The 20,294-nt window shown below is 51.3% G+C and carries 10 protein-coding genes, 4 tRNA genes and 3 rRNA genes; 12 read left to right on the forward strand and 5 right to left on the reverse strand.

Annotated features, from left to right (window positions below):
* The 7 genes from BZJ18_RS09910 to BZJ18_RS09940 form a co-directional block, all read left to right on the forward strand.
* A 16S ribosomal RNA gene (locus BZJ18_RS09910) occupies window positions 1-156 on the forward strand; the annotation flags it as partial.
* 71 nt (window positions 157-227) lie between these two features.
* Window positions 228-304 (forward strand) — tRNA-Ile (locus tag BZJ18_RS09915).
* 39 nt (window positions 305-343) lie between these two features.
* Window positions 344-419 (forward strand) — tRNA-Ala (locus tag BZJ18_RS09920).
* A 753-nt stretch (window positions 420-1,172) separates the two neighbouring features.
* Window positions 1,173-4,261 (forward strand): 23S ribosomal RNA (locus BZJ18_RS09925).
* 164 nt (window positions 4,262-4,425) lie between these two features.
* A 5S ribosomal RNA gene (gene rrf, locus BZJ18_RS09930) occupies window positions 4,426-4,541 on the forward strand.
* Window positions 4,542-4,727: 186 nt separating this feature from the next.
* Window positions 4,728-4,804, forward strand: a tRNA-Asp gene (locus tag BZJ18_RS09935).
* A gap of 146 nt (window positions 4,805-4,950) precedes the next feature.
* Window positions 4,951-5,027: transfer RNA gene (locus tag BZJ18_RS09940), tRNA-Trp, on the forward strand.
* A 723-nt stretch (window positions 5,028-5,750) separates the two neighbouring features.
* Here BZJ18_RS09940 and BZJ18_RS09945 read toward each other — a convergent pair.
* From BZJ18_RS09945 to rdgC, 3 genes are all read right to left on the reverse strand, one after another.
* Window positions 5,751-6,005 carry a YfhL family 4Fe-4S dicluster ferredoxin gene (locus tag BZJ18_RS09945; RefSeq protein ID WP_069590579.1) on the reverse strand — a complete coding sequence of 85 codons (255 nt, stop codon included), beginning with the start codon at window positions 6,003-6,005 and terminating at the stop codon, window positions 5,751-5,753.
* Between the two features lies 1 nt (window position 6,006).
* On the reverse strand, window positions 6,007-7,353 hold the full coding sequence (trhP, locus tag BZJ18_RS09950) for a prephenate-dependent tRNA uridine(34) hydroxylase TrhP (protein WP_077456401.1): 1,347 nt from the start codon (window positions 7,351-7,353) through the stop codon (window positions 6,007-6,009).
* A gap of 160 nt (window positions 7,354-7,513) precedes the next feature.
* The gene (gene rdgC, locus BZJ18_RS09955) at window positions 7,514-8,422 is read right to left on the reverse strand and encodes a recombination-associated protein RdgC (protein WP_198532228.1); all 909 of its coding nucleotides are present in this window, start codon (window positions 8,420-8,422) and stop codon (window positions 7,514-7,516) included.
* 117 nt (window positions 8,423-8,539) lie between these two features.
* Here rdgC and BZJ18_RS09960 point away from each other — a divergent pair, with 117 nt between their 5' ends.
* The 5 genes from BZJ18_RS09960 (at window position 8,540) to BZJ18_RS09980 (ending at window position 16,682) form a co-directional block, all read left to right on the forward strand.
* Window positions 8,540-9,820 (forward strand): exonuclease SbcCD subunit D C-terminal domain-containing protein, encoded by a 1,281-nt coding sequence (locus BZJ18_RS09960; RefSeq protein ID WP_077456405.1) that lies wholly within the window; start codon window positions 8,540-8,542, stop codon window positions 9,818-9,820.
* Between the two features lie 3 nt (window positions 9,821-9,823).
* Complete coding sequence (locus tag BZJ18_RS09965) at window positions 9,824-13,591, forward strand: AAA family ATPase (protein ID WP_077456407.1); 3,768 nt, start codon at window positions 9,824-9,826, stop codon at window positions 13,589-13,591.
* A 107-nt stretch (window positions 13,592-13,698) separates the two neighbouring features.
* Entirely contained in the window at window positions 13,699-14,388 is a 690-nt protein-coding gene (gene phoB, locus BZJ18_RS09970; protein WP_069590589.1) for a phosphate regulon transcriptional regulator PhoB, read from the forward strand.
* Window positions 14,389-14,433: 45 nt separating this feature from the next.
* Window positions 14,434-15,729 (forward strand): phosphate regulon sensor histidine kinase PhoR, encoded by a 1,296-nt coding sequence (phoR, locus tag BZJ18_RS09975; RefSeq protein ID WP_077456409.1) that lies wholly within the window; start codon window positions 14,434-14,436, stop codon window positions 15,727-15,729.
* The gene (locus tag BZJ18_RS09980; RefSeq protein WP_077456411.1) at window positions 15,723-16,682 is read left to right on the forward strand and encodes a PstS family phosphate ABC transporter substrate-binding protein; all 960 of its coding nucleotides are present in this window, start codon (window positions 15,723-15,725) and stop codon (window positions 16,680-16,682) included. The genes phoR and BZJ18_RS09980 overlap by 7 nt, the downstream gene beginning before the upstream one ends.
* Here BZJ18_RS09980 and ppx read toward each other — a convergent pair.
* Together ppx and ppk1 are read right to left on the reverse strand one after the other, a co-directional pair.
* Window positions 16,679-18,193, reverse strand: a complete 1,515-nt coding sequence (ppx, locus tag BZJ18_RS09985; protein WP_077456413.1) for an exopolyphosphatase — start codon at window positions 18,191-18,193, stop codon at window positions 16,679-16,681. The genes BZJ18_RS09980 and ppx overlap by 4 nt on opposite strands.
* A complete protein-coding gene (gene ppk1, locus BZJ18_RS09990; RefSeq protein ID WP_077456415.1) occupies window positions 18,171-20,282 on the reverse strand; it encodes a polyphosphate kinase 1 in 2,112 nt (703 codons plus the stop codon). The genes ppx and ppk1 overlap by 23 nt, the downstream gene beginning before the upstream one ends.
* Window positions 20,283-20,294: the final 12 nt, after the last annotated feature.

Genomic DNA, 20,294 nt, shown 5'->3' on the forward strand with positions numbered 1-20,294 from the left:
GCCTTGTACACACCGCCCGTCACACCATGGGAGTGGGCTGCACCAGAAGTAGATAGCTTAACCTTCGGGAGGGCGTTTACCACGGTGTGGTTCATGACTGGGGTGAAGTCGTAACAAGGTAGCCCTAGGGGAACCTGGGGCTGGATCACCTCCTTACTGACGCTATTCTTGCGAGTGTTCACACAGATTGCACGGTCAAAATTAAAGAGAGCATCATTGCTTATGATGGGTCTGTAGCTCAGGTGGTTAGAGCGCACCCCTGATAAGGGTGAGGTCGGTGGTTCAAGTCCACTCAGACCCACCAACACATCCCCAAATGTGTTGGTCAAAGCAATATCAATGTGGGGCTATAGCTCAGCTGGGAGAGCGCCTGCTTTGCACGCAGGAGGTCAGCAGTTCGATCCTGCTTAGCTCCACCACTCTTTAAAGGTTTTTCCTTAAGAATCTTTAAAAAGTGGCTTGCCTGATGGCAAACCCATGCTCTTTAACAATCTGGAAAGCTGACAAGTCATTCTTNGCCTTGTACACACCGCCCGTCACACCATGGGAGTGGGCTGCACCAGAAGTAGATAGCTTAACCTTCGGGAGGGCGTTTACCACGGTGTGGTTCATGACTGGGGTGAAGTCGTAACAAGGTAGCCCTAGGGGAACCTGGGGCTGGATCACCTCCTTACTGACGCTATTCTTGCGAGTGTTCACACAGATTGCACGGTCATATTGGAAAGCGCTAACTAATGGCAAGCCATTGGTTAACGCTTTTAGCGTTACTCTGAAAAGAGATGCTCTTTAACAATCTGGAAAGCTGACAAGTCATTCTTTAAAGAATGACAGTAAAGTTCTCAATCAGTGACAGAAATGTCACTCACACAATCAAGTGTGCTTGGGCTTTGTCTTAGTGATAAGCAAAGTCTCTATTTTGAGTCCGGCAAAAACAAAACCTTAGTTGTTTTACATGCAAGACCTTTTGGGGTTGTATGGTTAAGTGACTAAGCGTAGACGGTGGATGCCTTGGCAGTCAGAGGCGATGAAGGACGTATTAACTTGCGATAAGCCCAGATAAGGCAGTAAAAGCCATTTGAGTCTGGGATTTCCGAATGGGGAAACCCACCTGCATAAGCAGGTATCTTARCGTGAATACATAGCGCTAAGAGGCGAACTCGGGGAACTGAAACATCTAAGTACCCGNTAAGCGTAGACGGTGGATGCCTTGGCAGTCAGAGGCGATGAAGGACGTATTAACTTGCGATAAGCCCAGATAAGGCAGTAAAAGCCATTTGAGTCTGGGATTTCCGAATGGGGAAACCCACCTGCATAAGCAGGTATCTTARCGTGAATACATAGCGCTAAGAGGCGAACTCGGGGAACTGAAACATCTAAGTACCCGAAGGAAAAGAAATCAATTGAGATTCCGGCAGTAGCGGCGAGCGAACCCGGAGCAGCCCTTAAGCGGCTTAGGCGTTAGGTGAACAGGTTGGAAAACCTGGCAATAAAGGGTGATAGCCCCGTAACCGACAGCGCCTTAGTCGTGAAAWYGAGTAGGACGGGACACGTGATATCTTGTCTGAACATGGGGGGACCATCCTCCAAGGCTAAATACTCCTGACTGACCGATAGTGAACCAGTACCGTGAGGGAAAGGCGAAAAGAACCCCTGTGAGGGGAGTGAAATAGAACCTGAAACCGTCTACGTACAAGCAGTGGGAGCCTCCATGTGGGGTGACCGCGTACCTTTNGAGTAGGACGGGACACGTGATATCTTGTCTGAACATGGGGGGACCATCCTCCAAGGCTAAATACTCCTGACTGACCGATAGTGAACCAGTACCGTGAGGGAAAGGCGAAAAGAACCCCTGTGAGGGGAGTGAAATAGAACCTGAAACCGTCTACGTACAAGCAGTGGGAGCCTCCWWGTGGGGTGACCGCGTACCTTTTGTATAATGGGTCAGCGACTTAATGTTAGTAGCAAGGTTAACCGCATAGGGGAGCCGTAGGGAAACCGAGTCTTAACTGGGCGTRYAGTTGCTAGCATTAGACCCGAAACCGAGTGATCTAGCCATGGGCAGGTTGAAGGTTGAGTAACATCAACTGGAGGACCGAACTCACTAACGTTGAAAAGTTAGGAGATGACCTGTGGCTAGGGGTGAAAGGCCAATCAAACTCGGAGATAGCTGGTTCTCCCCGAAAGCTATTTAGGTAGCGCCTCGGACGAATACTACTGGGGGTAGAGCACTGTTAAGGCTAGGGGGTCATCCCGACTTACCAACCCTTTGCAAACTCCGAATACCAGTAAGTACTATCCGGGAGACACACGGCGGGTGCTAACGTCCGTCGTGGAGAGGGAAACAACCCAGACCGCCAGCTAAGGTCCCAAAGTTATCGCTAAGTGGGAAACGATGTGGGAAGGCTCAGACAGCCAGGATGTTGGCTTAGAAGCAGCCATCATTTAAAGAAAGCGTAATAGCTCACTGGTCGAGTCGGCCTGCGCGGAAGATGTAACGGGGCTAAGCGATACACCGAAGCTGCGGCAATGTCCTTATGGATATTGGGTAGGGGAGCGTTGTGTAAGCYGTTGAAGGTGTGCTGAGAGGCATGCTGGAGGTATCACAAGTGCGAATGCTGACATGAGTAACGATAAAGGGGGTGAAAAACCTCCTCGCCGGAAGACCAAGGGTTCCTGTCCAACGTTAATCGGGGCAGGGTAAGTCGGCCCCTAAGGCGAGGCCGAAAGGCGTAGTCGATGGGAAACGGGTTAATATTCCCGTACTGCTGCTTACTGCGATGGGGGGACGGAGAAGGCTAGGTGGGCCTGGCGATGGTWGTCCAGGTTCAAGTGCGTAGGCTGATTTCTTAGGCAAATCCGGGAAATYAAGGCCGAGACACGATGTCGAGCCACCAAGGTGGTGAAGTCATTGATGCCATGCTTCCGGGAAAAGCCTCTAAGCTTCAGGTAAGTAGCAACCGTACTCCAAACCGACACAGGTGGTCGGGTAGAGAATACCAAGGCGCTTGAGAGAACTCGGGTGAAGGAACTAGGCAAAATGGTACCGTAACTTCGGGAGAAGGTACGCTGCCCGCGGTGAAGTCCCTTGCGGATGGAGCTATGGGCAGTCGCAGATACCAGGTGGCTGCAACTGTTTATTAAAAACACAGCACTGTGCAAAATCGAAAGATGACGTATACGGTGTGACGCCTGCCCGGTGCCGGAAGGTTAATTGATGTGGTTATCGCAAGAGAAGCCATTGATCGAAGCCCCGGTAAACGGCGGCCGTAACTATAACGGTCCTAAGGTAGCGAAATTCCTTGTCGGGTAAGTTCCGACCTGCACGAATGGCGTAATGATGGCCACGCTGTCTCCACCCGAGACTCAGTGAAATTGAAATCGCAGTGAAGATGCTGTGTACCCGCGGCTAGACGGAAAGACCCCGTGAACCTTTACTACAGCTTGGCACTGAACATTGAGCCTACATGTGTAGGATAGGTGGGAGGCTTTGAAGCGGCGACGCCAGTTGCTGTGGAGCCATCCTTGAAATACCACCCTTGTATGTTTGATGTTCTAACTTAGCCCCGTTATCCGGGGTGAGGACAGTGCCTGGTGGGTAGTTTGACTGGGGCGGTCTCCTCCCAAAGAGTAACGGAGGAGCACGAAGGTGGGCTAATCACGGTCGGACATCGTGAGGTTAGTGCAATGGCATAAGCCCGCTTAACTGCGAGAGTGACGGCTCGAGCAGGTACGAAAGTAGGTCATAGTGATCCGGTGGTTCTGAATGGAAGGGCCATCGCTCAACGGATAAAAGGTACTCCGGGGATAACAGGCTGATACCGCCCAAGAGTTCATATCGACGGCGGTGTTTGGCACCTCGATGTCGGCTCATCACATCCTGGGGCTGAAGTCGGTCCCAAGGGTATGGCTGTTCGCCATTTAAAGTGGTACGCGAGCTGGGTTTAGAACGTCGTGAGACAGTTCGGTCCCTATCTGCCGTGGGCGTTGGATGATTGAGGGGAGCTGCTCCTAGTACGAGAGGACCGGAGTGGACGAACCGCTGGTGTTCGGGTTGTGTCGCCAGACGCATTGCCCGGTAGCTAAGTTCGGCACAGATAAGCGCTGAAAGCATCTAAGCGCGAAGCTGGCCCCGAGATGAGTCATCCCTAGAGCTTCGAGCTCTCTAAAGGGTTGTCGTAGACKACGACGTTGATAGGCAGGGTGTGTAAGCGCTGTGAGGCGTTGAGCTAACCTGTACTAATTGCCCGTGAGGCTTAACCATACAACACCCAAGAGGTTTTGGGTTGGACTTGAAATAAGCCAGTTGATTGTGGCGAGAACGAACAGCTTTCTAGATTTAGGAACGAATTTATCAAATACATCCTTGTATTTGACCCTGACGGGCCGCACTGAAGTGCGTTAAATTTTTTTCCAGACAAAATTTTGCTTGGCGACCATAGCGCTTTGGACCCACCTGAYTCCATGCCGAACTCAGTAGTGAAACGAAGCAGCGCCGATGGTAGTGTGGGGTCTCCCCATGTGAGAGTAGGACATCGCCAGGCTTTGAATACAATTGATTAAAGCAAAGAGATATAAGCCTTTAATCATACAGAATTGGTGCGGAGTGGTAGTTCAGNGCGCCGATGGTAGTGTGGGGTCTCCCCATGTGAGAGTAGGACATCGCCAGGCTTTGAATACAATTGATTAAAGCAAAGAGATATAAGCCTTTAATCATACAGAATTGGTGCGGAGTGGTAGTTCAGTTGGTTAGAATACCGGCCTGTCACGCCGGGGGTCGCGGGTTCGAGTCCCGTCCACTCCGCCACTACTTAGAAACCCTAGCTGAAAAGCTGGGGTTTTTTGTTATTGGGTCGTTGGGGCGATTTGCTTTATAAATAAGCGATCAAACGTCTGAAGCGTAATTGGTGGTGGTAATTTGTAGCGGGATCGCTACAATAGGCACCTATCTACAGGGGTATAGCTCCAATTGGCAGAGCAGCGGATTCCAAATCCGCGTGTTGGGGGTTCGAATCCCTCTACCCCTGCCAAACATCAAAGCATCGACATCGTCGGTGCTTTTTTGTATGTGAATCATCAAGCTTCTCGTAATCCGATAAGAGATAGCTGAGAACATGCAAACGACAAAAAAGGCGTGTTGGGGGCTGGGTCGCCAGCCCGGTCGAATCCCTCTACCCCTGCCAAATACCAAAGCATCGACATCGTCNCCGTCCACTCCGCCACTACTTAGAAACCCTAGCTGAAAAGCTGGGGTTTTTTGCGTTTAAGCTCCCCTGAGCCTGACGTCTTGGTCGCGGCACTTGCAGTGCGCGTTGACTCCCGTCCACTCCGCCACTACTTAGAAACCCTAGCTGAAAAGCTGGGGTTTTTTGCGTTTAAGCTCCCCTGAGCCTGACGTCTTGGTCGCGGCACTTGCAGTGCGCGTTGACTCCCGTCCACTCCGCCACTACTTATAAACCCTAGCTGAAATGCTGGGGTTTTTGCGTTTAAGGCGTCCCTAATTCAAGAGCTTATTCATGTTAGAGAATTGCACGGCGTGGAGTGTTTCGCTCGCCTTTCACTATACGTTTTTACTAACGCATGCTTAGTCGCGGCTTGATGAATGCATAAACTGCGATATGTGCGAGCCTGAGTGTCTCAATGCAACTTCATTACTCTAGACTGTCGTGCATTACTGCTACGCGCTTAGCAATAGTTCACTGTTGTAGGTTGATATAGACATAAAAAAAGCGCCTTGCGGCGCTTTTAATGGTTTAGGCCATCCCTTGAATGACCACAAACTTTTCTAGGAGTTGCTCCTCGGTCTCGACATTATCAGGGTCGGTGATAATGCATTTGGAGATCGGGCAGACTGACTGGCACGTCGGCTTTTCGTAGTGACCTTTACACTCGGTGCATAAATCTGGCTCGATCTCAAAGATCTCTGAACCCATCGAGATAGCCCCGTTGGGACACTCGGGTTCACACATATCGCAGTTTATGCATTTATCCGTGATGAGTAATGCCATACTACTTTCCTGATGGATTACGCGTATCTTGACCTGATTGTAGGTTACGCATCAGTAGTGCGTATTCCAAGTCCATATCTTCTGGCACAGGAATAAACACAAAGTGACCATTACCTTTGGCATCGTCGATAGACTCTGATTTGCGGTTTTCCATGACTTCAAGAGTGAAGTGGACGTTGCCTTTCGGCGTCATGAGCTCAAGGCTATCACCTAAAACAAACTTGTTCTTCACGGCAACTTCCGCTAAATCGCCACGGCGCTTACCGGTAAACTCACCAACAAATTGCTGTTGGTCAGAGACTGAATAGCCGTAATCATAGTTTTGGTAGCTGTCGTGTGTATGGCGACGTAAGAAGCCTTCGGTATAACCGCGGTGCGCGAGGTTTTCCAGTGTGCTCATGAGGCTTTCATCGAAAGGCTTACCGGCCACGGCATCATCAATCGCCTGACGATAAACTTGGGCTGTTCGAGCACAGTAGTAGAAGGACTTCGTCCGACCTTCGATTTTCAGCGAGTGAACGCCCATTTGGGTCAAGCGTTCAACGTGCTGAATGGCACGGAGGTCTTTTGRGTTCATAATGTAAGTGCCGTGCTCATCTTCATAAGCGGCCATTAATTCACCGGGGCGACGGCCTTCTTCAAGCAAAACCACATCGTCGACAGGCTGACCTTCACCCAATGTTGGCGTGACTTCTTGTACTTGTACCACTTGGCCGGCATCGTCTTCTTTGGCTTCGTGAACCTTATAGTCCCAGCGGCACGCATTGGTACAGGTACCTTGGTTAGGGTCGCGCTTGTTGATGTAGCCGGAGAGCAGACAACGACCCGAGTAAGCCATGCACAGTGCGCCGTGCACAAACACTTCAAGCTCCATCTCTGGGCATTGTTTGCGGATCTCTTCGATCTCTTCAAGCGACAGCTCACGTGAAAGGATTACGCGCTCAACGCCTTGCGAATACCAGAACTTCACTGTCGCCCAGTTCACCGCGTTGGCTTGTACTGACAAGTGAATTGCCATATCGGGGAAATGCTCTCGCACCATCATGATAAGGCCCGGATCTGACATGATCAGCGCATCAGGACCCATATCGATGATAGGTTGTAAATCGCGGATAAAGGTTTTCAGCTTGGCATTGTGCGGCTGAATGTTACAGACCACATAGAACTTTTTGCCCTGAGCGTGGGCTTCATCGATCCCGATTTTCAAGTTCTCGTGGTTAAATTCGTTATTACGCACACGTAAGCTGTAACGCGGTTGTCCGGCGTAAACGGCATCAGCCCCATAGGCGAATGCGTAGCGCATGTTTTTAAGGCTACCGGCGGGTGAGAGTAGTTCTGGAGTAAACATAATTCCTAGCTAAAGTCTGAGTGTAAGTCAGGCACCTTCATAGTGAAGGTGAGTGTGGGCGCTATTTTACTGTGACAGTGCCCACACTACCAGCAGGAATTACCTAGTCTTTGTGTGGATTAAGCCTGTTGCATCAGTATGCAAAGGCTCACTCGGGCGACTAGTCGGTTTGTAAACCGCCGAGGGTCGTGAATAATCCATCAAGTAATACATCGAGCTCACCGCACATCAACGACAAGTCAGCATCCAGTCGGGCTGCGATATCTTCGCGGTCGATATCCGCGTTTTGATCGCGTAACTCTTCTGAAAACTTCAGGCGTTTAAGGCTGAGATCATCGCCCAACACAAAATGGATTTGTTCTTGCCAGTCCATGGCGAGTTTGGTGACTTGTTTGTCGGCATCGAGGTGAGCGTGAATTTCTTCACTGGTGAGATCTTGCTGTTTGCATTTAATCACCCCACCTTCTTCAAGCAGTGCTTTGAGTTCAGCCTCATCACCAAGGTGGAAGCCCTGAGGCGCGCTGCTTTGTTTAACCCATTCTGTCATGGCGTGTTCCACCGGTGTTTGGGTTTCGACGGGCACAACCGGTAAGCTACCGATGGATTTACGGAGTAAGGCAAGTAGCTCTTCGGCTTTTTTAATACTGGCCGCATCGACCAGAACCAGCCCTTTTGCCGGCATGAGAAGGGCGCACATCTGGCTTTGGCGGGTAAAAGCGCGCGGGAGCAACTCCATGACAACATCATCTTTTAGGCTGTCTTTCTCACGTTTTTTCAAACGTTGGCCTTGGGCTTGCTCCATGGCATCAACTTTTTCTTCTAGCGCATCTTTGATCACCGAGGCAGGGAGCAGCTTTTCTTCTTTGCGTGCCCGGATCAAAATATTGCCACCGCTGACATGGGTCAGCATGTCGCCGTGCTTACCCAATGCTTTATCCCAGCCGAACTTCTGCATGTCCTGGCTGCCGCAAGGGGTAAAGTCGAACTCTTTGAGTTGGCTTTCGAGCTGTTCGGGATCGAGAGGAATGTCACGGGTGAGGCGGTAGACGAGTAAGTTCTTAAACCAAATCATGGCGAGGCTTTATCCATCCAGTTGTGAGAAAGCCAACATGGTATTGCATTCATCCTCGAATGTCGCTGCAATTAGCGTAGAATTTTACCCGGCTCGCGACATTGGCGAGTGTCCATGAGCTCGTCTTTTTTCAACCAACGGATAACCCCAGCAGTGTTAAAAATCATTCATACCTCAGATTGGCACCTTGGCCACCAATTGCATGGCTATGATCGTCAGCAAGAGCACCAAGCGTTTCTTGATTGGCTACAGCAGCAATTGATAGATGAAGAAGCGGATGCCTTGTTGGTTGCCGGAGACATCTTCGATAGTGCCAATCCGCCTGCCAGCGCTTGGCGTATGCTATACCGCTTCTTAGCGGATGTGGCTAAGGCATTGCCCCAACTGAATGTGATTATTACCGGTGGGAACCATGACTCACCTAGCAAACTCGATGCGCCACACGAGCTACTCAAAGCCTTTGATTTACACTTAATTGGTGCTATCTCACGGCACAGCGATGGTAGTTTAGATACTGAGCGTATGATGGTGCCGGTGACGGACAAACAGGGGCAAACCGCCGCTTGGGTGATGGCTGTGCCTTTTTTACGTAGCAGTGATTTACGCACGGAAGGATTGGGGGAAGACGATGATCGTCTCATCGAAGGGGTGCGACAGATTTATCAGCAAACTGAACAAGCGGCGCGCGCCAAATGCACGGGGAGCCAAGCGCTGATTGCGATGGGGCATGTTTATATGGCGAGTGGGCAGCTATCAGAAATGTCTGAGCGACGCATTCTCGGGGGCAACCAGCATGCGCTGCCGGCTGATATTTTTGCCAAGGATGTTGCCTATGTGGCACTTGGACATTTGCACCTTGCCCAGCGAGTCGCGAAGCAAGAGCGAATTCGCTATTGTGGTTCGCCGATCCCACTGTCTCTGTCAGAGCGACACTATCGCCATCAAGTGCTCGCTGTCACGTTAGAGGGGGCGCAGCTTGCCGATATTCGCTCTCTTGAAGTACCGCGACAGGTCGACTTACTGCGTGTGCCAGACAAGCCTGCTCCGCTTAATGAAGTGATAGAAGCGCTGCAGGCGCTGACCCTTTCCTCACTATCGCTGGATATGCAGCCGTTATTGGAAGTGCCTGTTCTATTGGATGCCCCGCAACCGATGTTGCGTGAGAAGATCCTCGCGGCGCTAGAGGGGCAGCCTATCCGTTTGGCGAAGATAACGCCGCACTATCGTGACCGCACCCACGAGCGCCAATTTCGTGAGCAGCGCTTGTCTGATGTCGAGCCGTTTCAAGTTTTCCGTCACGGCTGGCAGCAAAAATATCAAGGTGAGCCGGATCCGGCTATCGCAGCGACTTTTTCACATTTGCTTGAACAACTGGAACAGGATGAGGACCAATAAACGATGAAAATTCTGGCATTACGTGGCGAGAACCTGGCCAGTATTCAACACCCGTTTGAGTTGGACTTTTCAAAGGGCCCTTTGGGTGATAGCGGTTTGTTTGCGATCACCGGCAAAACGGGGGCCGGTAAATCCACGTTGTTAGATGCTATCTGTCTTGCGTTATATGACAAAATCCCGCGCTTTCAAGCCAACAAAAAGAACGATGCGGATATTGGTCTCGGCGATCCTGCAACCCGAGTTAAAGCCAACGATGTGCGCAGTATTTTGTCGCGAGGAAAAGGTGAAGGTTACGCAGAAGTCGACTTCTTTGCCCATGACGGCAGTCGCTGGCGTGCCCATTGGTCGGTACGTCGCGCGCGAGGAAAAGCCGATGGCCGGATCCAAGCCAGTGAGCATTGGCTCGAAAACCTCACCACCGGCCAACGTTTTGCAGGAAAGAAACAGGAAGTGCTCAGTGAAATTGAGCGTCTGGTCGGGCTCAGCTACGAGCAGTTTCGTCGTGCGGTGATGCTCCCCCAAGGGGATTTCGCGGCTTTTTTGAAAGCGTCAGCAGATGATCGCGCAGCACTGCTGGAGCGGATGACTGGCACCGAAATTTACAGCCGTTTATCCCAAATGGCCCATGAGCGTGCCCGTGATGAAAAACAAGCACTGGATCAGCTCATGCAACAGCTCGGTGACATTCAGCTCCTGAGCGAAGATGAAGAGCAGCAATTGGTGGATGAACAAGCCCAATGCCAACAGGCGGTCAAACATCATCAACACCAACTCAAAATGCTGAACGACTACCGCCAGCAACATACCCACTTAGCGCAGGCGCAACAAGCGCTTGATGACGCGCAAGTGGCACTGGATGAGGCGGAACAAGAAAAAGCGGGTGTGGAAGCGCGCCGAGAGACATTGGCACAGATTGAACGTGCCCAAGCGGCGCGAGAGGATCTCAATGCGCTGCAGCGTTACCAGTGGCAGTCCGTATGTTTGGGGAAGGATCTTGCTGCGCTAGCCCGAGATGAACAGGCTGTTGCAGCCGACTATGAGCAACAAGCGGATCGTTGGCGAGAAGCCAATCGCGCATTGACCGACGCCGAGCAAGCGTGGGCTGATATAGAGCCGAAGGTGCGTGAGGCTCAGCAAATCGAGACCCAATTAGCCAGTCTTGATGAGCAAATGCGCGAGCAAAACATTACCCTCAATGAAGAACAGCAAAAATGGCGTCAAGCGCAACAGACCCTTGAGCAAACCCGTGCCCATGCACAGCATTTGGTGCATCGTGAAACGATCATTGCTGAGCAACTGGCAGCGTTTGGCGATTTCGGTCACGTGGCTGAGCACTATCAGCCGGTGTTTGACAACCTCAAGCAGTTTCTTGATTGCCAAGATGCGCTAGCCGCACTGAGTGATGAGCACAGACAGCGACAGCAGCAAGCCCAGCAATGGCGCCCTCAGCGCGATAAGCTTGAGCAGGATATTGCGCAAGTGGATGCCAGCAGTGACCAGTTAAAAACAAAACGAGCGGCTGCAGAACCCGATCGCCTGATCGCGGAGCAAGAAGCCGAACAAGCGCGCTATAGCCAATTGCAGTCGATCCGTCGTCTACAAGAGGCGGTTTTAAATGAAGCACATAACTGGCAATACTGGGACGAGCGCTGCCAACATAATCAGTTGGAGTTCGAAAAATTTGATGCCATTTTCCGCGATAGCCAAACCCACCTAACGCGTTTGAAAGACACGGTAACGCGCCAACAAGCTCAGGTTGACGAAGCACGTCACAGTTTGCAGCAAGCGATGGCCGTGATGGAGTTGGAAGACTTGCGTCAAGCGCTTAACGAGGGAGACCCTTGTCCGCTTTGTGGGGCGACTGAGCATCCTTACTTACACCATGCGCCTGTAGTGGAAAGCTTGATTGATCAGCAGCAAACGCGTCTTGCTGAGCTGCAAGCGACACTCAATCAAAGCCAAGCAGAATACTTCTACTGGCAAAAGCAACACCAACAAAGTGAGCATGCATGTGCTGAGTTGCGAGAGCAGGGACAAGTGTGGCAGGCGGAGCGTGATCAATACGAAAAAGGGCTGCGTGTTGCCATCGCTGAATTGGATAGTGACATCGACAGGCAGACGCCACTGCGTGATGTGCTCATCGATATTGAAGCTCGTGCCCAACAGACGCAAGCGGACTACGTGGCCTGTTATCAAGCCATGACCGAACGTCAGCAACAGCTTGCCCATATTCAGCAGATTGATGCGGCACTCAGTGAGTTGCAACAAGCTCGAGAGCAGCTTGTTGCCCGTCGTCATCACTTAGACCAAGCGCTAACCGAATGTGAAACACGCCTTAGCGCCATTGACGAACAATGGCACCAGCAACAAGCTCAGCGTGATAGTCGCTGCGAAGCACTCGATAAACAGCTAGGCAAAGGCCAATGGCAGGCCAGCTTACAGCAAGTTGGCTCCGCACGTTACATTCGGCAAATGGAGCAAAAAATCCAGCAATACCGCGCTTTGCAAGCGGAGCGTGAGGGGATGGCGGAAGAAAAGCAGCGTACCGACACCGAGCTTGCCACGCTCACACAGCAGTGTCAGAGCTTGTCAGATGCCATTCAGTCACGTCAGACGCAGTTGGTGAACTTGGCGCAACAACATCAGCAGCGTATGGCGGCGCGGCAAGCGCTGGTGGGGGATCAGGATCTTGCGAGCTTAGAAACTGAGTACAAATCACGCATAGACGCGCAGCGCCAGCGTCGAGCTGAGGCGGAAAAGGCGTATACGCAAGCCAGTGAACAACGCGCCGGCTTGCAAGCCCGTCAGCAAACTTTGCAGCAGCAACGGCAAGATGCTAATCAGCACTATCGTACCGCCGTTAGGCGTTGGATCCAGTGGCAACCTGCGCTGGGAATGAGTCAGTATACTTTGATGGCGCATTTATCATTGAGCGAGGCTTGGCGGGCGGATGAACGCCAAGCTTTAAACCAGATTGAGGCGCGCTATCAGGAAGCAAAAACACGCTTTGAAGAACGTGAACAGCAGCTAAATCATTGTCATCAGGCCATTGCGACCGCCAAAGCGTGGTTTGATGAACAAGCGCTGACAGATGACGAGACAGTCTTGGAGACGCAGCAAGCCGAGTGGCAACACGCGCAAGAGCAGGCTGAGCAGCGTGTGTTCGATATTCGTCATCGGCTGACGCAAGCCGAGCAGGCACGTCAGCAAGCGGGGAGTTTAACGGACAAAATTGATACCCAACGCAGCAAAACGGAACAATGGCTAAAACTGGCCGACTTAATTGGCTCGGCCAGCGGTGCCAAATTTCGTAACCTTGCCCAATCACTCACACTCGCCCAGCTGGTGGAGATTGCCAACGAGCACCTTGCTTCGCTTTCCCCTCGCTACGCGCTGCAAACCGTACCCGACAGTTTGTTAGCATTGCAGGTGGTGGATCATGATATGGGAGATGAAGTGCGCAGCGTGGAATCCCTCTCTGGAGGAGAGAGTTTCTTGGTTTCTTTGTCGCTGGCACTGGCGCTCGCCTCATTAGCGGCAGATACCCGTCAGTTAGGATCGCTGTTTATCGATGAAGGCTTTGGCACCTTGGACCCTGACAGCTTAGAGATGGCGCTGTCGTGTCTCGATACCCTGCAGGCGGATGGACGCCAAATTGGTGTGATCTCTCATGTGAGTACGTTGGTCGAGCGGATTGGCGCCCAAGTTCGCGTAGACAGTCAGGGCGGAGGTGCAAGTCGCGTGCTGGTCACACAGCAAGGTGTTGGCTAGGTCACAGCATGCACAAAGGGTGGGGAATTTGCTCGCGCTGGGTCACAAAAATGTCATAATAAATCCACATAATGGCGCCAGTTAAATGATAACACTAGGTAATTATCATGGTTAGAAGGATTTTAGTTGTTGAGGACGAAGCGCCGATCCGAGAGATGCTGTGCTTTGTGCTGGAGCAAAAAGGCTACCAAACGGTAGAGGCCGAAGACTACGACTCAGCGCTGGCGCAAATTTGCGAGCCTTATCCGGAAATGATCCTCATGGATTGGATGTTACCGGGCGGATCGGGGATTAACTTGATCAAGCACCTTAAGCGCGACGAACTGACCCGACAAATTCCTGTAGTCATGCTGACCGCGCGTGGGGAAGAGGAAGATAAAGTCCGAGGCCTAGAAGTTGGCGCGGATGATTACATTACCAAACCTTTCTCTCCGAAAGAGCTCATGGCACGCTTAAAAGCGGTGATGCGTCGCGTATCACCGACCACACTGGACGATGTGATTGATGTACAAGGCCTCAAGTTAGACCCTGTCTCGCACCGTGTGACGGCCAATGATGAACCGCTCGATATGGGGCCAACCGAATTTAAAATGTTGCACTTTTTTATGACGCACCAAGAGCGTGTCTACAGCCGTGAGCAGCTTTTGAATAACGTTTGGGGTACCAATGTGTATGTTGAAGATCGTACCGTTGATGTGCATATCCGGCGTTTGCGCAAAGCGCTTGAAGCGGGCGGCCATGATAAGTTAGTGCAAACCGTACGTGGCGCAGGATATCGTTTCTCGACACGCAACTAAAAAGATAGAAAGCGCTCCACATACGTTGGGGTGGATGGAGAGTAAATGGTCGAACGACTGTCTTGGAAGAAGCTAGCTTGGGAGCTGGCTTTTTTTTATTTGCCTTGGTTTATTATTGGCTGGCTGTTCGGTGGCCTGCCTTGGTTGCTATTGGGTGCAACGGTTGCCATGTTGCTTTGGCATCTGCATCAACAAATCAAACTGTCCGACTGGCTATGGAAAGATAAAAGCCTGACCCCGCCTTCAGGCACAGGCTCCTGGGAGCCATTGTTTAATGGCATTTATCGGCTTCAAAAACGTAATCGCCGCCGTCGCAAAGAGTTAGCAAACCTGATCCGTCGTTTCCGCAACGGGGCCGAATCCTTGCCCGATGCGGTGGTAGTCTTTGAAAGTGATGGCTCGATTGTGTGGTGTAACAAGCTGGCACAAGAACTCCTTGGCTTGCGAATGCCAGATGATAATGGCCAACATATCAGTAATCTTATTCGAGCGCCTGAGTTTGTCAGCTACATCGCCGAGGCAAATTACGATATACCGTTAGAAATGCGCTCCCACATCAACAGTGCGCGCACCTTAGAATTTCGTACCATGCCCTATGCCGAGGGAGAGTTCTTGATGGTGGTGCGTGATATCACCCAACTCAAACAGCTGGAAGGAATGCGACGCAACTTCTTCGCCAATGTCTCACATGAACTGCGTACGCCAATGACGGTGTTGCGCGGTTATCTCGAGATGACAGAAGATCCTGACATGGTGATAGGGCCGATGTGGCCGAAAGCGCATGGTGTTATGACTGAACAGCTATCGCGCATGGAATCACTGGTTGAGCAGCTCCTGACGTTATCGAAAATTGAGGCGGCCGCAAAACCAGAATTAGATCACGATGTTGATGTGCCAGCCATGCTGGATGTTTTGCAAAAAGAGGCGCAAACCTTGAGTGGTGATCGTGAGCATGTGCTGATGTTTGATGTTGATAAGAGCCTAAAAGTAAAAGGCAATGACGACCAACTCCGCAGCGCGATTTCCAATTTAGTCTATAACGCGGTGAAGCATACCCCAGCGCAGGCGGCGATTTCCGTCAAATGGTATCGCACCGACAAAGGTCCGCGTTTAGAGGTCACGGATAGTGGCGAAGGCATTCCTCCGCAACACCTCGATCGCTTAACCGAACGCTTTTATCGTGTCGATAAGGCGCGCTCTCGTGAAACCGGTGGCAGCGGCCTGGGTTTAGCAATCGTCAAGCACGCCCTGAGCCATCATGATGCGGAGCTCGAGATCCAAAGTGAGGTAGGGATGGGCAGTACCTTTGCATTTACGCTGCCGGAGCGATTGGCATGTTAAGGTGGGGCATACTCTGTGTCAGCCTGCTTTGGACTGCACTGGCCCATAGCCATACGACCCAGTCAATGCTGCCGGAATATCAGCGTATCAGCGGGGTTTCGGGGAACCTAAACTCCGTAGGTTCGGATACCCTAGGCAACATGATGGCGGCGTGGTCCGACGGGTTTAAGCGTTTGTACCCGGGCGTAAATGTCCAGCTGCAAACCCCCGGCTCTGCCTCGGCGGCCCCCGCGCTGGTGGAAGGTACCGCACAACTTGGCCCAATGAGCCGTCCGATGCGGGTTAGTGAAGAAAATGCGTTCCAAGCTCGATTCGGTTATCCACCCACCGCTGTGCCGGTGGCGATTGATGCCATGGCGGTTTATGTCCACCAAGATAACCCGCTACAGAGAATTAACTTCAATCAGCTGGATGCTATCTTTTCGCGAACGCTCTGGTGTGGGGCGAGTGAGCCTATTACCCGCTGGGGGCAGTTAGGGCTTACGGGGCGTTGGCAACATCGCGATCTACAATTATTTGGGCGTAACTCGGTATCCGGCACCTATGGCTACTTTAAACAGGCGGCATTGTGTCGTGGTGACTTTCGCGCCAACGTCAACGAGCAACCGGGATCGGCATCTGTGGTGCAGTCCGTGGCCTCTTCATTAAATGCGATCGGATACGCGGGGATGGGTCACCAAGCGTCGGGGGCGAAAATGCTCGCCGTCGGTCATCCCGGCAAGCCCGCTGTTCTGCCGACTCAGCAATCAATTCGCGATGGTGAGTACCCACTGACACGGTATTTATACCTCTATATCAATAAAGCACCCAACGCGCCGCTGGCTCCGCTTGAGGCCGCGTTTATGGGGTATATCCTCTCTGCTCAAGGGCAAAAGGAAGTGAGCCGAGAAGGGTATATTCCCCTCCCGGCGCAAGTGGTGCATGCGCAGCGCCACGCACTTGGATTGGATTAGTCGCTAAAACAAAGCGACCAGCCGGCCGCTTGCCAGTAGTCTTGCTCTGCGGTCAGGTCGGCCGCAAGTAAGCGATTATCACCCAGCCAGCCTTTGGGAAACTGCAGCTGCCAACCGCCGTTTTTATCGATAGTCACCTTAATCTCGGGGAGAGCTTCGTCATTGCGCTGTGAGTGCAACACACAGGCGAGTCGCAGTGCGCAGATAAGCGTTTCGATCAGTTTGGGTTTAAACAAGGTGAATTTGGGCATTTCTCCCAGCTTTAACGCTTTACGATGAAAGCGCGCGAGGGTTGCCAAGACGGTTTGTTGCTCTTGGTTAAAACCGGGTAGGTTAGTATTGCTGAGAATATACGCCGAATGTTTGTGATAGCCCGGATAACCAATGCTTAACCCTACTTCGTGTAATAAAGCGGCCCAATTGAGTAATCCAGCCAATTCCGCTTTTTTACTGCCTTGTTCGGGCTCGGCTTGTGCGTAGAAGTGGGCGGCTGTCTGTTGCACCCGCCGTGCATGGGCAAGGTCTACATTGTAGCGTGCGGCCATATCATCTGTGGTTCGGCCACGGATGTCGGTGCGTTGGAAGCGCTCTTCCATCTCATACAGCAAGCCCTCACGCAGAGCACCATCTGAGAAGCGCAATTCATCAATTTTGAGCGCGTCGAGAACACCGGATAAAATCGCCACCCCAGCGGCAAAGACAGGCTGCCTGTCTTCGGTCAATCCCGGTAAATCGATGTTATCGTTGTGTTTGAACTTCAATAGCTTTTCAATCACATTATCCAAGCGCTTGCGCGTGATAATGCCATCCTCATCGCCCAACCCAATCACCACCTCTCGAATGGCTTTAATGGTGCCCGATGCGCCTAACGCGACTTGCCATCCTGCTTTGCGATATTGACTCGCCAGACTTTCCAATTTTTGTTGGGTAGCCGTTTGGGCAGCGAGAAACTGCTTTTCACTCAGCGCGCCTTGTGGGAAAAAGCGTTCGTTATAGCTGACACATCCCATGCGTTTGCTATTAACGAGCAGGGGCTGAAAGTCTTCACCAATCACAAGCTCGGTTGAGCCACCACCGATATCAATCACTAAACGGCGACCCAGATTTTGCTGGGTGTGAGAGACCCCCAGATAAATCAGGCGTGCTTCTTCTTCACCCGCAATAATTTCAATCGGGTAAGGGAAGACTTGATTCGCCCGTTCAATAAATTCATGTGCGTTTTTGGCTTGGCGTAACGTATGGGTTGCTGCGATCCGTACGTTGTCTATCTCAATGCCATTAAGGCGTTCGGCAAACATGGCTAAACAGTCAACACCACGTTGTATCGCTTCGTCGCTTAGGCGCTGCTTTTTATCCAGCCCTGCGCCTAATCGCACCCGCTGCTTGTGGCGACTGATAATTTGTAGGCCTTGCCCGACCACGCGGGCAACCACCATATGAAAGCTATTAGAGCCAAGATCGACGGCCGCAATCTCTCGCGGCTTATCATTACTTGCTTGGGGGAGTGTCATGCTGCAACTTTTCCGCGTGTTTGAGTTCTTGTCTCTCCAACTGCTTGAGGAAATCGTAAGTCTCGATTTGCGATCGAATTTTTTTCTTGTTCCCTCGTTTAACATAGGTATTCGACATCTCCTTGTCGATGATACGCGCCTTGGTCCGATCGGAAAATTGGATCTCGAGGATGTCCATGATGCGATCTTTTAAGCGCGGATCGCGGATGGGTGCCCCGACTTCGATACGGTTATCAATATTGCGGGTCATCCAGTCGGCGGAAGAGATATAGACATCACGCTCACCGCCATTTTCAAACGCAAATACACGTGGATGTTCTAAAAACCGATCGACGATACTGATCGCCTTAATATTTTGACTCACGCCTTTTACGCCCGGCACTAAAGAGCACATACCGCGCACAATCATGCGGATTTTTACCCCTTCGCTACTGGCTCGGTAAAGCAGGTTTACCAAGCTTTTATCGACAAGGTTGTTCACTTTTAAGGTGATCCCGGCCTTACGCTTGGCTTTCGCGTGTTCGATTTCGCGCTCAATCAGCTTTTGAATGCGGCGTCGAGAGTTACGTGGTGACACGATCAAATGATTGAACTTGACCGGACGATAAGGGTTTTCGATAAACTCGAAGACCTTACGAATTTCAGACGTGATCTGCTGATCGGCGGTAAAAAGTGCAAAGTCGGTATAAATACGGGCCGTTTTTTCGTGGAAGTTACCGGTGCCAATGTGGCCATAATCACGTAATTCGCCATTTTCTCGGCGTGAGATCAGGCAAAGCTTGGAGTGAATTTTAAGCCCTGGGGTACCAAATACGACCTTGACGCCAGCATCGGTGAGCACGCGCGACCATTCGATATTGGCTTCTTCATCAAAACGGGCTTGTAGCTCGACTACTACGGTCACACGCTTGCCGTTATTGGCTGCATCAATCATGGAGTTAATGATCCGCGAGTTCTTTGCCACCCGGTATACGTTAATGCGAATGCTGCGCACGGAAGGATCAAAAGAAGCCTGACGGACCAGCTCTGTCATATGACGGAAGGTGTGGTACGGATAGTAAAGCAGGATGTCGCGCTCACGAATCGCGTCAAAAGCATTGTTATGTAATTGAAAATCGGCCGATTCGAATGGCGGCAGTGGCGGGTTTTCCAGATATTTTCGCCCGACGTTAGGAAAGCCGATAAAGTCGCGAAAATTATGATAACGCGCACCGGGTAGGACGCTGTCATAATCAGAAATCTTCAGCACTTGGATGAGTTTACTCACCATTTCCGGCGGCATATCCCGTTGGTATACAAAACGCACCGGGAGGGCGGTGAGGCGTTGGTCCAAGCTTTCCGACATATTTTCGAGTAGGCTGTGCTCCACCTCATTGGTGAGATCGTACTCTGCATCTCGGGTCATTTTCATGGCATAAGCATCGATCGTGTCGTAGTCGAAGAAGCCGCTGAAAATTTGGTCGAGACATAGGCGAATGATGTTATCGAGCAAGATGATGGTTTTGCGCTGTCGTTTCCCCTTGGGCTCAGGGACTTTAATAAAACGGTCAAGATCATCTGTTGGGATCTCAATCAACGCATACTTGGGCTCTTCCCCTTCTTTTTTAAGCTGCACGGCGAGGTACGAGTAGGCATCTTTCAGAAAGCTCAATACATCGACGTCTTTGGTCAGCATAATCGGCGTAATGTAGGGCAGAATATTGCTGCGAAAATAGCGCTTTAGCCATTGGGATTGGTTATCGGTGAGCTGACGTTCGTTGACCAGAAAGATATTGCGGCGCGCCATCTCCAACAAGATATCGTTGTAGAGGTGGTCGAAATCTTGGTTTAGCTTGACGACTTTCGCTTGAATTTTACTTAAAAGCTCTTTGGCATGACTGTCGACCCCACGCTCTTCGTCAATGATGATACGGCGTTTAACGTCCGCGAAACGCACTTGATAAAACTCATCAAGGTTGGAGGAGAAAATCCCCAAAAAACGAACACGTTCGATAATGGGTACGCTCTTATCGGCGGCTTCTTGGAGAACGCGTTCGTTAAAAGATAGCCAACTTAATTCTTTGTCGACGTGGTAAGTATCTAATGTCATAAAGCGTGAGAA

It is taken from the genome of Salinivibrio sp. IB872 (genome assembly GCF_001995345.1).
GTDB lineage: Bacteria > Pseudomonadota > Gammaproteobacteria > Enterobacterales > Vibrionaceae > Salinivibrio > Salinivibrio proteolyticus.

Bases quoted from the DNA above. Each gene is read 5' to 3' on its own strand.
- BZJ18_RS09945 (WP_069590579.1), bottom strand. From the start codon at position 6,005: ATGGCATTACTCATCACGGATAAATGCATAAACTGCGATATGTGTGAA.
- BZJ18_RS09960 (WP_077456405.1), top strand. From the start codon at position 8,540: ATGAGCTCGTCTTTTTTCAACCAACGGATAACCCCAGCAGTGTTAAAA.
- BZJ18_RS09965 (WP_077456407.1), top strand. From the start codon at position 9,824: ATGAAAATTCTGGCATTACGTGGCGAGAACCTGGCCAGTATTCAACAC.
- ppk1 (WP_077456415.1), bottom strand. From the start codon at position 20,282: ATGACATTAGATACTTACCACGTCGACAAAGAATTAAGTTGGCTATCT.
- BZJ18_RS09980 (WP_077456411.1), top strand. From the start codon at position 15,723: ATGTTAAGGTGGGGCATACTCTGTGTCAGCCTGCTTTGGACTGCACTG.
- phoB (WP_069590589.1), top strand. From the start codon at position 13,699: ATGGTTAGAAGGATTTTAGTTGTTGAGGACGAAGCGCCGATCCGAGAG.
- ppx (WP_077456413.1), bottom strand. From the start codon at position 18,193: ATGACACTCCCCCAAGCAAGTAATGATAAGCCGCGAGAGATTGCGGCC.
- phoR (WP_077456409.1), top strand. From the start codon at position 14,434: ATGGTCGAACGACTGTCTTGGAAGAAGCTAGCTTGGGAGCTGGCTTTT.